This window comes from ANME-2 cluster archaeon (assembly GCA_019429385.1).
Classification (GTDB): Archaea; Halobacteriota; Methanosarcinia; order Methanosarcinales; family Methanocomedenaceae; genus Methanocomedens_B.
In genome coordinates, this window is the sequence record JAHYIS010000007.1 from 33,491 (window position 1) to 48,324 (window position 14,834).

The 14,834-nt window shown below is 48.1% G+C and carries 10 protein-coding genes and 1 tRNA gene; 2 read left to right on the forward strand and 9 right to left on the reverse strand.

All coding sequences use genetic code 11. The features are described from left to right. Positions 1 to 6: 6 nt before the first annotated feature. The 4 genes from K0A89_04140 to K0A89_04155 form a co-directional block, all read right to left on the reverse strand. Entirely contained in the window at positions 7 to 243 is a 237-nt protein-coding gene (locus tag K0A89_04140; GenBank protein ID MBW6517676.1) for a DNA-directed RNA polymerase subunit H, read from the reverse strand. 41 nt (positions 244 to 284) lie between these two features. Next, positions 285 to 390, reverse strand: a tRNA-Lys gene (locus tag K0A89_04145). A gap of 274 nt (positions 391 to 664) precedes the next feature. Further along, positions 665 to 1,852, reverse strand: coding sequence for a DNA primase regulatory subunit PriL (gene priL / locus K0A89_04150; GenBank protein ID MBW6517677.1), 1,188 nt, complete (start codon positions 1,850 to 1,852; stop codon positions 665 to 667). Positions 1,853 to 1,867: 15 nt separating this feature from the next. Continuing rightward, positions 1,868 to 2,605, reverse strand: a complete 738-nt coding sequence (locus K0A89_04155; GenBank protein ID MBW6517678.1) for a DNA polymerase sliding clamp — start codon at positions 2,603 to 2,605, stop codon at positions 1,868 to 1,870. Between the two features lie 178 nt (positions 2,606 to 2,783). Here K0A89_04155 and K0A89_04160 point away from each other — a divergent pair, with 178 nt between their 5' ends. Next, positions 2,784 to 3,827: a hypothetical protein gene (locus K0A89_04160; GenBank protein ID MBW6517679.1), complete on the forward strand. Its 1,044-nt coding sequence runs from the start codon at positions 2,784 to 2,786 to the stop codon at positions 3,825 to 3,827. A 19-nt stretch (positions 3,828 to 3,846) separates the two neighbouring features. Continuing rightward, positions 3,847 to 4,878, forward strand: a complete 1,032-nt coding sequence (locus K0A89_04165; GenBank protein ID MBW6517680.1) for a class I SAM-dependent methyltransferase family protein — start codon at positions 3,847 to 3,849, stop codon at positions 4,876 to 4,878. A 58-nt stretch (positions 4,879 to 4,936) separates the two neighbouring features. Here K0A89_04165 and K0A89_04170 read toward each other — a convergent pair whose 3' ends face one another. The 5 genes from K0A89_04170 to K0A89_04190 all read right to left on the reverse strand — a co-directional run bounded on the left by K0A89_04170 (position 4,937) and on the right by K0A89_04190 (position 14,502). Then, positions 4,937 to 6,229 (reverse strand): bifunctional hexulose-6-phosphate synthase/ribonuclease regulator, encoded by a 1,293-nt coding sequence (locus K0A89_04170; protein MBW6517681.1) that lies wholly within the window; start codon positions 6,227 to 6,229, stop codon positions 4,937 to 4,939. Between the two features lie 76 nt (positions 6,230 to 6,305). Then, positions 6,306 to 6,617, reverse strand: a complete 312-nt coding sequence (locus K0A89_04175; GenBank protein ID MBW6517682.1) for a hypothetical protein — start codon at positions 6,615 to 6,617, stop codon at positions 6,306 to 6,308. A gap of 129 nt (positions 6,618 to 6,746) precedes the next feature. Beyond that, positions 6,747 to 9,947 carry a carbamoyl-phosphate synthase large subunit gene (gene carB, locus K0A89_04180; GenBank protein ID MBW6517683.1) on the reverse strand — a complete coding sequence of 1,067 codons (3,201 nt, stop codon included), beginning with the start codon at positions 9,945 to 9,947 and terminating at the stop codon, positions 6,747 to 6,749. A 145-nt stretch (positions 9,948 to 10,092) separates the two neighbouring features. Then, positions 10,093 to 12,519 carry a U32 family peptidase gene (locus tag K0A89_04185; protein MBW6517684.1) on the reverse strand — a complete coding sequence of 809 codons (2,427 nt, stop codon included), beginning with the start codon at positions 12,517 to 12,519 and terminating at the stop codon, positions 10,093 to 10,095. Positions 12,520 to 12,720: 201 nt separating this feature from the next. Further along, positions 12,721 to 14,502 carry a M3 family oligoendopeptidase gene (locus tag K0A89_04190; GenBank protein MBW6517685.1) on the reverse strand — a complete coding sequence of 594 codons (1,782 nt, stop codon included), beginning with the start codon at positions 14,500 to 14,502 and terminating at the stop codon, positions 12,721 to 12,723. Between the last annotated feature and the right edge of the window lie 332 nt (positions 14,503 to 14,834).

A 14,834-nucleotide genomic window follows, 5' to 3' on the forward strand; every position in this document is an offset into this window, starting at 1 on the left:
CACAGTTTATTCAATTACCAGTCTGTAAACAACAGCCTCTCCTGCTGTAGGGCTGTTCCTGATTACCTTGATAACATCTCCAATTTCAGCGCCGATCTCCACAATAACCGGATCTGAAATCTTTATTTTTGGTAATTGCTCTTTGTCCACATCATATTCTTTCAGGACTTTGTTAACTTCATTGTCCGGTATTAAAATATGCTGCGGTACCATATTATGACCAATTAGACTGAATTCTTTGATATTTTTCATTTCAACATCCGTCCCCGGGTAATTATAAGAAGCGGGCTCGGAGGGATTTGAACCCCCGACCATCTGGTATCTTCCAATGCATGGGAATATCCATGCACCTTAAAAGCCAGGTGCTCTGCCTGTCTGAGCTACGAGCCCTCTTAATTATAGCACCAGCTAATCTTCCACCTAAACCTGTACGAAAATATTGCAATGAAAATTTTTTACAGTCCAATTCTTCACCGATTTGTATACTAGGGAGACTTTGCTGATGTGACGCGCTTGTAATGTAATCATTACATTTAAAGGTTTCTTTCTAATCACTATATTTGTGTACCTTTTTACCCCACGTTACGTTCTATTAAGTTAATTGTATGGCTATCCGACTTAAATCTTCCTTCTTCATTGATATCCGGTCTCTTGTTGTATATGATCATTCACACGAGGGTACAGTTGGTTCATTAGGAGATGAAGATTCATCTGAAGGTACGCTTTGTTCATCTGGAGATGAAGATTCATCTGAAGGTACGCTTTGTTCATCTGGAGATGAAGATCCATCTGGTGGTATGCTTTGTTCGTTTGAAGATGCCGATTGTCCTCCCTCAGCCTTGCCACCGGTCTCAAAGGCTTCCCTTTTTTTCTTTTTCGTATAATAGCTCAGCGGATGCCCTATCTCCCTGCACAGTATATCCTTGCCCATGCAATTTCCATATGTGATCATAGTGGAACAGGATGGCGGTTTATAGGATGTACCCGTGCCACCCGCAATATGTTCAACCTGGTACCGTGTCATCTCTTCTTTGAAATCAGGCGATACGCCAAATAACTGGATTATCTGGTCCACTGAAAGTCCGATATTAAGTAAGAACGAAGTCAGTGCAAATCTGGCAGAATGTGCAAGATTTACACCGCCCTGGGCACCTGCCAATAAATGTTTTATGCAGGGTGGGAAACTTCCCGGTTCCATCTCACCGAAACCCTCCTCACCCAGCTCTTTCTTGCTCTGTTCCAGGCAGGTCCTGACCTCGACAAGATATTCTTTAAGAGCCAGGCAGAAACTTTCTGGCACGGCAAGGGGCAGGGAGTTGAAAATACGTATCCTGATACCTTCCTGCAGTAAACGTGCATATTCTTCTTTTGTGATGTTGACATAACCTGACCTGAGCCTGCGGTTCACCAGTTTCCAGCTAAGTGCCCGCATCCCGGCAGCACCCCTGATATAATCGGTGAAATGTATCCGGAACCTTTTCTCGGCAATACTGGCATTAATGTTGAAATCCCCTCCAATCTCCAGCAATGTTTCGTAATCGTCTTCTTTTTGCATTCTGGTATTGGCAAACTTAGCCTCTGCAAGAGCATACCGCCGTGTTAAAAAAGCATCATCTATGCATGATACCAGTATCCTGGCGATGGGATAGGAGAGCAGTTCGACAACATCGGGTTTGTTGCTGTCCTCTTCGATCGCCCCGGTAATAGACTGGATGACCCTTGACCTGGCCCGGCTGCGAGGCATACCGTAAGCTTTGGATTTTATAATATCATCTATGGATGAGTCCATCTGGGCAACATATGCTGCTGCCTGGGTAAGAAATGGATAATATGATAGTTTTGCTACATCCATTATGTATAGGATAAATTAGTCCGACTCTATCCTGGGTGCAAGCAGGTAATTCACATCACCGCTACCACCTGCGATCTTGAAATTGATCTTGACAGGGAAGTCTTTGCCCAGTTCAAGTGTGACCTCATTGGCCTTTCCGGCTGATTTTACCATATCTGACAGGTAGTCAAGAGAAAAAAGTGAGTGTGCAACCCCTGATTTCATACCGATAAGCTGGTCCTTTTGCATATCAAGGCGCATCCGGTCCGAATCACCTTCTGCTTCAAGGTAGAATATCTCACCGTCCACGCCCATACTTATATGGTCTGACACTTTTTCTGCAGCCTTGACGGCACGTTTCATGTCATTACCTGTTAATGTGATCGAAGCGGGAAGGTCCAGCTGGGGTATTTTTGGTTCCTTTCGTATGGATGAAGGGTCAAGAAGGGCGATTTTATAGGTCAGGCCGCTCATCCGTATCACCAGTTTATGGGACTCTTCTTCCAGTTCCAGTTCAACGGTCTCTGCCTTTTCTGCCATACCCATAATATCGTTGAGCCGGTTCAGGTCCACACCCAGTTCGCCGTCTGTGGCCGTGAATTGCTCAAAGGCACTGGATTTCATGGTCAGGGATACCATTGCCACATTGGCAGGGTCCACAGCCCGTATGGTCAGGCCATCCGGAGTCAGGTTTAGTTTAGCTTCATCAACAATACTTGAAACGGCTTCGATGGTTTCTTTGAGTTTTTCAGATTCTATAATTGCCTTGAACATGCACTGCCTCCGTCCCTGATAAGGGAAACATGTAGAATATATGGGTGCAGTATGTGGTTATGAGTTATAAAAATTTCTAATAAATCGGAATTACAGTCGCAATTTATTGCTCTGTGGATTCAGGAGGGCATCGATACAATCGAAACCCATAATAACAAACCGAAACATGATGAAAAGCATGAATAATGTGTTATGTCCCGTGTGCGGCCGTCCCAGCGAGCAACAAATCGATGGCAGATGCAAGGACTGTTTCCTTAGAACCATTACCCTGGCCAGCATTCCACAGGTGGTTCGTACAATTATCTGTCCTGTATGTGCAGCTGTGAAAAAAGGTAAGCGTTGGGAAAAACGCGAGAGGGAAATTGAAGACCTGATACATGAGGGCATCGAACAGGCACTGAACATTGACCCTCAAGCCCATGATGTAAGCACGTCAATTACTCTTTCCAGCAGCAACCCTGCTATCTACCGGGCACATATCACGATCAAAGCCGACATGAAAGGTGTTCAAGCCCAATCGCAACTATATACTGAAGTCCGTATCTCAAAGGAGACCTGTGATGCCTGCAGCCGCATGGCTGGCGGGTACTACGAGGCAGTGATACAGATACGGGCAGAAGGACGTTTCCCTGATAAGGATGAGAAACAGCAGATGTTGGAACTGGTTGAGGAAATTGTTGACCGGCAGTACATGCGGGGAGACACGTTATCATTTATCACCAATATCCAGGAACTGCCGGAAGGGACAGATGTATACCTGGGTTCCAATAATACTGCGCGCCAGGCAGTTCGCACAGCAGTGGAACGGTTCGGATGCAGGTATTCAGAATCCCCTTCGTTGGCAGGGAAGAAAGACGGCAAGGACATCTACAGGATAACATACAGCCTCAGGCTGCCAAGGTTAGTACCTGGAGATATAATCAAGGTCGGCGAGAATATGGTACTGGTCAAGCGCAGTGGAAAAATGACTACCGGAATGTACCTGGAATCTGGGCTGGAGTTCTCTGAGCACACTGACAGGTTGAAAGATGCACATAAAGTATCTGGTGTGAAGGAAGCGGGTAATGCTGTTGTGGTCTCGGTTGAACAGGATACGGTACAGGTAATGCATCCCTCCACGTTCAAACAGGTGACGATAAAAAAACCTGCGCATTTCACCGGTACGGGCGGTGAAGATGTCAGGGTCATTCCCATAGAGGACAGGATATTCATTTTGCCCTGATAACAAAATAGAGGGAACTATGAAAGCATTAATGGTTCCAAAAGGACAGGGTGAAACCCTCAGGAAACAACTGCTCAAGGCCGGGTACATGGATACCATGCGCAAGTTAAAGGTACGGGGGTACGACCTGGAGATCCCTGTGACCGATACTATCCCGCCAGAATTTTCCCTATTCCCGTGCATACAACAGGAAGAACCTGAATATTATGAAAACGCATGCGCCCTTCAAGACCTGATGAAAATGTATCTGGGGGAGGATGAACTGAAACTGCTGCCAGGGGGATGGCAGATACTCGGTGATGTCGTTATTGTCGCATTGCACCCTGACCTGTATCCGGTCCGGTCTACGTTCGGTGATGTGCTGCTTACCATGTACCCCTATTGCAGGAGCGTGTACCTTAACAAAGGCATTGAAGGAGAATTACGGCTTCCAAACCGTGAACTTATATCCATGCGGGATGGGGTGGATGCTCCGGCGCTGGCAATCCATACCGAGAACGGTTGCCGGTTCAAACTGGATGTCACGAAGGTCATGTTCTGCAAGGGTAACTTTAATGAAAGGACTCGGATGGGGAACCTTGGCAGGGGGGAAGTGGTGGTGGATATGTTTGCAGGCATCGGATATTTCACCATCCAGATGGCAGTGCATTCAAGGCCTGCGAGAATCATTGCCATTGAACTGAACCCTGAATCATACCAGTTCCTTGTTGAGAATACCAGGCTGAACCATGTGGAAGACATTGTGGAACCGATACTGGGTGATTGTGCAAAAAAGACACCTGTATCAGTGGCAGACCGTGTGGTCATGGGTTATGCAGGAAATACGCACCATTACCTGCCACAGGCGATCAGGGCCCTGAAAAACGGTGGTGTTCTGCATTACCATGAGATAGTGCCAGAAAAACTGATGCCTGACAGAAGCTTTGAACGCATCCATAACAAAGCACGTGAGCAGGGACGAAAGGCTGAGATACTTAACTGGCACAGGGTTAAGAAATATTCACCTGGTGTCTGGCATGTTGTGGTGGATGCCAGGATAGATGGGGGATAATAAAAGTGTGTATTCAGGGGTCATCGGTTTAAAGTAATAGACTGCTGGATGTGGAGATTCATTTCTTTTCCCACTTTTCCAGTTGCATGACTTTAGACAGGGTAGAACCTTTGATAATTTCATCTCTTATACGGCTCTCATTTTTTTCCACTTCCAGGGCACGGCGGGCAAGTTCATAAGCGCGTTCCCGGGGTACTACCACCACGCCATTGTCATCGCCCACTATGTAGTCGCCGGGGCGCACGGTCTGGCCGCCACACTGTATTTCGGCATTTATCTCGCCAAAACCTTTTGGTTCACCGGCATTGGGTACAATTGCACGGGCGAAGATGGGAAACTCCAGTTTCCTGATATCATCCACATCACGTACCGCACCGTCGATGACCACTCCGGCAATACGGCGGTTCATGCAACTCAGGGTAGCCAGTTCACCCCAGGGGGCTATGCGTTCACTGCCGCCGTTATATATTACTATCACGTCACCCTCCCCGGCAACATCGATGGCCTCCACGGCTTTGGCCCAGTCCCCTTCGAAGGTCTGCACCGTAACAGCCGGTCCCACCATCTTCAAGCCAGGATGTATGGGGATGAGCCCGTGCATGGCACCTTTGCGGTGCATGGCATCGCTGATATTGGGAGTGGATACCCCCATTAAAAGCTGCCTGGTCTGTGCCACTAGATCATGTTTAATCACAGGGGATAAGGATGGCGAATCCATGCCATCACGTATCTTCTGTGCAGAGTTGGTCACATTGGATGTGCGGGTAATATTACCTCCCACGATCACAATATCGGCACCTTCCGCCACAGCCTGGCCGACAGACCCTGCATCCAGGCCGCCTGCCACTGCAATGGGAATGTGTATCCTGTCCCTCATTTCCCTGAGTACTTCAATGGGGTCCTGACCCATCATCTGCATATCTATGCCTACATGGATATTGATGATATCCACACCAAGTACTTCAAGTTCCATGGCCCGCTCTACCGGTTCTGCCACTGATATGAGGTCGCACATGAGCCTGACACCATACTTGTTTGCTGCTTTCCTGGCATCAGCTATAGTGGAATCGTCGGCACTGCCCAGCAAAATAACTATATCGGCACCTGATTTCGCTGCCATTTCCACCTCGAGTGCGCCGGTGTCCATGGTCTTCATGTCGGCCAGGATGGTATGGCCCGGAAAATTACTTTTCAATGCCCTGACCGCATACATGCCCTCGCTTTTGATGAGGGGTGTGCCGGCCTCTATCCAGTCCACACCGCCCTCTACGGCTTCGTAGGCTATCCGGATGGCACGGTCCAGTTCGAGCAGGTCAAGGGCTACCTGCAATATGGGGGCGGGATTGCTCATAGATAGTAGATATTACTGATTAACCAAAACTCTATTTGTCACAGACCCTGTGGTGACAAACACTTATCAATATCAGTTATTTGTGCAGTACTTTCTCAATGATGTCCCCGATTAGCACGCCAACGATGAACGTGATAGTTACTATTAACATCAATATGACGAACACGAACGAACCTGCCAGACCGGCAATGAGTCCCCCTCCAATTCCCGCTGCAATGCCTTCTGTCAATCCGCCGACCACAAGAGCTATTATTCCCACAATAATACCCAATATTAGCCCAATCTTCAGTCCCTTGAACAGGATATGCAGGTAATCTTGAGCACCTTTGTTGGCAATACCGTACACTATCCCTATCAACAGAATTAACAAACTAAGAGTAAATTCCATGGTATGCTCACCTCAATACTATCGTTCAATAATAATGTTCATAGTACTTTTCAATTATCGATCGATTATTGTTCAATTAACTTCCAATTACTATCGATACTATTCTATTGACACCACTTATATATTCTATCACTTCACATCGCGGTGGTAAGACTGGACCGACCTGACGCCGATACGTTTCTCTCTTGCAGCCCTGATACCTTTTGCTGCTGCAAGTGCGGCTGCAGTGGTGGTGTGGTAGGGGATGTTGTACTTGATAGCAGATTTTCGGATGTAGCTGTCATCATAGGCCCCCTCCTTGCCTACTGGAGTGTTCAGGACGAACTGTATCTCACCGTTGTGCATTGCATCGACAATATTTGGCCTGCCTTCATGCAATTTCTTGATACCCTCGCATTCAATACCATTCTCCTTCAGGAAAGAAGCTGTACCATCTGTGGAAATTATCCTGAAACCCATGCTGGCCAGTTCCTTTGCAACAGGCAGAGCCCGTTTGTGGTCACTGGATGCAACGGTTATCAGTGCAGTACCTTCCAGTGGCAACGAAGAACCGGCTGCAACCTGGGACTTGAAGAAAGCGATCTCAAAGGAATCCGCCATACCCAGGACTTCACCCGTTGAGCGCATCTCAGGCCCGAGCACAGGGTCTACCTCAGGGAACATGTTGAAAGGGAACACGGTCTCTTTGACACCGAAGTGCGGATATGTACGCGGATGTGTATCAATATCTGCCAGTTTCTCACCCAGCATGACCCGGGTAGCAATTCGTGCCATAGATATTCCTGTGACCTTGGATACAAGAGGCACTGTCCTGGATGCCCGCGGGTTAGCTTCCAGGATGTAAACCTTGCCGTCCTTGATGGCATACTGGATGTTCATGAGCCCGATAACCTTTAATTCGGTTGCGATACGTCGCGTGTATTCCATGAGGGTGTCCATCTGTTCACCAGGTATCCCGACGGGAGGCAGCACACACGCGCTGTCACCTGAATGGATCCCTGCCTGTTCGATATGCTCCATGATGGAAGGGATGAAAACATCCGTGCCATCAGATATGGCATCCACTTCGCACTCCAGTGCATCTTCAAGGAACTTGTCAATGAGCATAGGAGCCTCTGGTGTGATCTCAATTGCGCCGGCAACGTATTTTTTCAGCATCTCATCATCATAAACAATTTCCATACCACGGCCGCCAAGCACGTAGGAAGGACGGACAATAAGCGGGTAGCCGATACGATGTGCAACGTCCAGTGCCCCTTCCAGTGAAGTGGCAGTACCGGGTTCGGGCATGGGAATCTCAAGTTTCCGGATAATGCCTGCAAACTGCTCGCGGTCCTCTGCAAGGTCGATACTCTTTACTGATGTACCAAGTATTTTCACGCCCGATGCTTCGAGTTCCCTTGCAATGTTCAGGGGCGTCTGGCCACCAAACTGCACGATGGCACCGTCCGGTTTTTCTTTTTTATAGATGCTCAGGACATCCTCGACCGTAACCGGCTCAAAGTACAGTTTGTCCGAAGTATCGTAGTCTGTGGATACTGTTTCAGGATTGCAGTTGACCATAATGGACTCGTAGCCAAGGTCACGCAGGGTGAAGGCGGCGTGTACGCAGGTGTAATCGAATTCGATACCCTGCCCTATCCTGTTCGGACCACCGCCGATTATCATGATCTTCTTTCGGTCAGATACCGGCACTTCATCACCTTCATTGTAGGTAGAGTAATAGTAAGCTGCATTCTCAGTACCGCTGACCGGTACGATGTTCCAGGACTGGTGCAATCCAAGGGATAGGCGTTGATTGCGAATCGCCTGCTCTGGTACGCTGAGGATCCGGCCCAGGTACTTATCTGAGAAACCATCCTTCTTGGCCTTGATGAGCAGGTCATCCGGCAGTTTGCCGCCTTTGTGTTCAAGCACCTCTTCTTCCCGTTCCACCAGTTCCTTCATCTGCTCTATGAACCAGGGTTTGATATGGGTCATCCTGACCAGCTCATCCACTGGCATTCCCTTTCGCAAAGCTTCGTACATGATGAACTGGCGCTCTGAAGAAGGCTCTACCAGACGTTTTCGTAACTCGTCAAGTGAAAGCTCGTGGAAGTTCCTGGCAAATCCCAGACCGTAACGCCCGATCTCAAGCGAGCGAATGGCTTTCTGGAACGCTTCCTTGTAGTTCTTGCCAATGCTCATAGCCTCGCCGACTGCGCGCATCTGGGTGCCCAGTTTATCTATCGAACCGGGGAATTTCTCAAATGCCCAGCGAGCGAACTTGATGACCACGTAATCGCCTGATGGCGTGTACTTTTCAAGCGTGCCGTCACGCCAGTAGGGGATATCCTCGAGCAACAGGCCGCCTGCCAGTTTTGCAGACACTAACGCGATAGGGAATCCGGTGGCTTTGGAGGCAAGTGCTGATGAGCGCGATGTGCGCGGGTTTATCTCAATGACGACCACGCGGTCAGTATTGGGGTCATGGGCGAACTGGACGTTGGTGCCCCCGATAATACCGATGGCATCCACGATGCGGTAGGAATAATCCTGCAGGCGCGCCTGGAGCGTTTTGTCAATGGTAAGCATGGGTGCACTACAGAAGCTGTCGCCTGTGTGCACGCCCATGGCATCGATGTTCTCGATGAAACAGACCGTTATCTTGTTGCCTTTTGCGTCCCTTACGACCTCAAGTTCAAGCTCCTCCCACCCGAGTACTGATTCTTCCACAAGTATCTGGCCGATGAGGCTGGCAGAAATACCCCTGGCGGCAATGGAACGTAACTCGTCCACGTTGTATGCAAACCCGCCACCGGTCCCGCCCATGGTGTAAGCGGGCCGGATGACCACAGGGTAGCCGATATCCTTTGCGATCCTCTCTGCTTCTTCAACACTGAACGTGGTCTCACTGCGCGCGGTCTCAACCCCGACGCTATCCATTGTTTCCTTGAAAGTGGTCCGGTCCTCGCCACGCTTTATGGCATCGATCTGCACTCCTATAATCTCTACGCCGTATTTTTCCAGAATACCTTTCTCATGAAGTTCAGTAGACAGGTTAAGAGCTTTCTGGCCACCCAGGTTCGGCAACAGGGCGTCAGGCCGCTCTTTGTCGATGATCTTTTCCAGGGTTTCGATGTTGAGCGGCTCGATGTAAGTTGTGTCTGCCATCTCGGGGTCGGTCATGATTGTGGCAGGATTGGAATTTACCAGAACAATCTCAAACCCTAGCTGGCGCAGTGCTTTGCAGGCCTGTGTGCCGGAATAATCGAATTCAGCGGCCTGGCCGATAACGATGGGGCCTGATCCTATAATAAGTACTTTGTGAATATCCTCTCGTTTGGGCATCTTCTCACCTTCTCTTGGATAGGTATTATGGCTTAATACTCTTTTGATGCGGAATTTTATTGGCCGATGATGGGATAATAATCTGAGTATCTATTACTCTTTTTCGATTTGAGCAGTGACCATGGACTATCGACATAAAACATCCTTATAAAATCCCGCTGAAATAATGTCCTGTAGAGTATGTACTCCCACAATGCCCAATGGTTCCCTTATCAATAGCTTTTCGATAACTTTGCGTCACCTTTCCCGTCGTTTTTCCATCATACGTTTTTGCTTCTATCCTCAGGCAGCTGACACCTGCTTCAATTAATTCAGGGATATGACCTAACATGCATAATTCACGGGAGTTCATGACATAGCTGCGTTTTTGTTCATCAGTTCTTACAGGATAGGTAAAACCCTTTTCATCTTCCAGGATAGCCTCATGCACCCTATCGTCCGGGAACAATTCTCCCAACAGGTCATGTTCCAGAACCATTATCGGGAAAAAGCCATGTACAATACATTCAACCTGACCATAGGGCGCCATTTGTCTTATTTCATCCAGAGTAAGTTCAGGTGAAAGTGTCACTCTCCTGCAGTACTCAAGATAATGTGTCATTGTCAGCCTGTTAAAGACATTGAAGGAATAGTCAATTACCAGGGATTTAACATTGGAATGGTGAAGACGATAGAGGGCACCCGGGTTTGCTACGAGATATCCATCCGGGTTCCGATGATGTGAGAAATCATCTGAACGATTCAATTCATCTGACCGTTTCAATTCATCTGACCGTTTCAATTCACTTAAATCATTCAATTTATCAAATGTATCCAGTTCGTCCATTTTTTTATCAATTCGTGGTATGCTGAGATACACGTCCACTCCTTTGAGCTTACCATACTCAATGGCTGTCCGGTAATGTTCTGGTGTGAGTTTGCTGCCGGAAAAATTCTCGCCACCGAAAAATACTACATCTGCACCACCGTCAACAGCTGCTATAAAGGATTCCAGAGAACAGGTATTTACTGATAGCTGGGGTTTTGTCTTTGTCTGAATTTCCCTGGTATCAAGAATAATCTCTGGTTTGTTACACTTGCGTTTCCATTTTCTTGTAAGCTCATGTTCAAGCTTTGTTACAGCAGACCTGCGTAGAGTATTCAGCTGGGAAATGGGAATGAAAATATCATTGTCGAACTCGAACACAATATTTTCCGGCTCAAAGAATGTATTGCCAAGTTTCTTCAAATGCTGGATTATAGCATCTTCTGATAGGGGGGAACCAATCGCTTTTTCGGGAACATCTCCATTCTGGATGACCTGGTTCACCCCGTCTGTAATGCAAAGCGTCAACGGTTTACCACGTTTTGCCGTGAAGGACATATTGACAGGAATCTTTCTCCCTGTATCTTTCATTCTCAACGATTCCATGAGCCTGAAGTCATATGTCTTGAAAACCGTCTCATTACTGTAGACGAGCTTTTCCATGGGTATCTTGACGGTGGCACAGGCCGGAGTCGTCTCTACACTCTGGTTATTGATATACATGCTTCTGACAGTGGTTCCTGTGCCACGGCCCTGGGTGCCGATTCCATCACCTATCCTCAATGGCTGCTCAATATCTATATAGACAAATTTTCTGTCCCTGTCGTATTTGACCACGTTCCCGAGGTACGTTCCCTGGTTATGCGGCTGTTTCCTGCTCATCAGAGTACCGCCAGGATTCCCGAAAAAATACCCCTGTGTGAACCCGCGGTTAAAAAGCTGGAGCAATGTGTGCTGCTCATCATACGATACCTGGAAATCCGCAGGATTTTCAAGATATCTCTCAATAAGACCCCGGTAGATCCGTACGACACCTGCCACGTATTCCGGTTGTTTCAACCTGCCCTCGATCTTGAATGAATCGATACCTGATTCTATCAGATTCCCGATCCTTTCGCTTATATTAAGGTCCCTGGGACTCAGAAGATGCCCTTTAGCTCCGTCAATGGTGTATTTCCTCCGGCATGGCTGGGTACAGTATCCACGGTTCCCGCTTTTATCCCCTATCATGCTGCTGAACAAACACTGACCTGAATACGAGATGCACAGCGCACCGTGAATGAAGACTTCAATCTCGGTGCTGGTCTGTGATCGTATCGCCCGTATCTCATCAAGGGAAAGCTCCCTGGCAAGTACCACGCGTTTTACTCCCATGTCCTCAAGAAATTGTACTCCCTCTGAATTGTGGATGGTCATCTGTGTACTGGCATGGACAGGCAGTTGCACAAGCTGGTCCTTTAACAATTTCAGGATACCCATATCCTGCACTATGACCGCATCTGCACCGGCATTGCATAGGAATTGTACATATTCGCTTATCCGTTTGAATTCGGTATCCTTGACAAGGGTGTTGACTGTGACATAAGCTTTTGCTTTGTTGACATGGGTGTAATCAATAGCCCATTTGAGTTCTTCAAGCGTTAGACCGGCATCATGCCGTGCGCTAAAAGTCTCCCCGCCAAAATATACGGCATCGGCTCCATTACCAATTGCTGCGATAAGGGCATCTTTGCTCCCGGCCGGTGCCAATAGTTCGGGTTTGTGCATGAGGGCTTATAATAATGTGGAGCGTTAAATAGGTGATGGGATATGACCATATTCATACCGGATGATGAAAGAAACCCGGGTTCATATCGGGTGATGGAAGGAAAACCGGATTCATACCGGAAGATTGGGTCAGTATTTTTGGGAGGAGCGGATGAAACAGGATGGTCCTGATTCACCTGTTGTATTACCGGGAAATGGTTATTATGTCCCTTGCACCAGCTTTTCTGCCTGTTCCAGCATCCCGTCAATAATTTCCAGCCCATCCTGCCAGAAACCCGGGTCATCGAGTCGTATCCCGAAACCCTCAAGCAATTTCACCGGTGTGTCCTTCCCGCCTGAGGCAAGCAGTTCCCGATATTTCGGAACGAATCCCTCTCCTTCTTCCATGAACTGTTTGTACAGGGAAAGGACCAGTAATTCCCCGAATGCGTACGCATATACATAGCCCGGCGCCTCAAGGAAATGTGGGATATAACTCCACCACACATGATAATTCCCGGTGAGCGTGACCGTATCCCCGAACATCTCCTTCTGGGTATGTATCCACAATTCTCCGAACCGTTCTGAGGAGAGCTCACCAACATCGCGCCTCTCATTATGGATGACATCCTCAAAGCGGTTCATGGCGACCTGACGGAACACCGTGGCAAATATCTGCTCAAGTTTATTCGTAAGCAAGGTCAATTTTTCATCCCTCGTCTTTGCCTTCTCCATCAGCGAGCGAAACACCAGCATCTCCCCGAAGACCGATGCCGTCTCTGCCATGGGAAGGGGTGTATGGCTGTTCAGGAATCCCTGGTGTTTACCAGCGAGATACTGGTGGACGCCATGGCCAAGCTCATGACCCATGGTTTCAACATCACGTTTATCTCCCAGGTAATTGAGCATAACATAGGGATGGAGCTCGGGTATGCAGGGGTCAGAGAAGGCGCCTCCCCTCTTACCCGGCATAACGGGTGCATGTATCCAATTGCCGTCAAAGAATTGTTGGGCGATATCCTTCATTTCGGGGGAGAAATCGTGGTAAGCCTTGAGGACTATCTCCCTGGCTTCATTCCAGGGTACGGTCCTTTCAGGGGATGTGGGTAATGGCGCGTACCTGTCGTAATCGAACAGCTCATCGTACCCGAGCAGGGCTTTTTTCAGACGGTAGTATCTCCGGGGGATGTCATACCTGGCTGTCACCGCATCCACCAGTGCCGTTACGATCGTTTCATCCAGTTCATTGTCAAGGTTCATGGAACTGATCCATTCAGGGTACTTCCTCAGCCTGTCCAGGATCATCTTGTCGGCCAGGATGTTGTTGAATATGTGGGTCAGTATGTGAAGCTGTGAGGATAGTCCCTCTGTAAGTTCATCTGATGCCTGTTTTCTTATCTCCCTGTCAGGATTGTAAAGGTCTGAGAGGACTTCTTCTTCAGCGCGTCCTGTTTTCCCGAATTTCATCTGGGAGAGGACCTTTTCAAAGAGCTTGTTCCAGCTGCTCGTTCCGATCGGTGAGAGCTCTGCCAGGAGTTTCTCTTCAATTTCTGTTAGCTGGTGAGGACGATATTTCCTGAGCTTTTCAAGGTAGTGCCGGTATTTCCGGATCAACGGGTCATCGAGAAATGTTCGGGCCTTGTCATCCTGCAGTGAAGCCCATTCCAGGTCAAAGAACAGTATCTCCTTCTGGACCCATGCGAAGATCTCCTGGACCTTCTGCAGGAATGCGCCTGCCCGGTCATCATCCGTGCGTGTGGTAAAATTGAGGTACGCGAATGTGCTGATGCGTACTGATCTTTGATAGATGTCTTCCATCTCGGTCACGGCATCGAGCAGTTCATTCGGGGAAATACCGTCGAGTTTTCCTTTATAGTGTGTTGAAAATGCTGTGACCCTTTTTTTGATAGAGTCGATGTCTGTTTCGATCTTTTCATCATTCTGGTCCTGATACAGGTGGGTAAGGTCCCACAGGATATCTTCGCTCCCCAGTTTATCTTTCATGCTGAGTAGAATTGAAATGAGGACTATTAATCTTATCGAGTGAGTACAGCCAGGACTGGAAATAAGTACGATTTCACGGCCGCCCGGATGGTGCATACATTCTGGTAGCTATCTCAGTAGCGGGGATAGGGGATAAGGGATAAGGGATAGGGATAGGGATAGGGATAGGGATAGGGATAGGGACAGGGAATTCTCGGATGGTGATACAGTTGACGCAGGACACAGCTTGATCCCTCCCCTATGATAATCATTGATACATGGTCGGGAAAAGACCGGCACTTGTAACAATATTTAAATAATCATTATCTCATCATAAGAAATGAAAGCAGTGA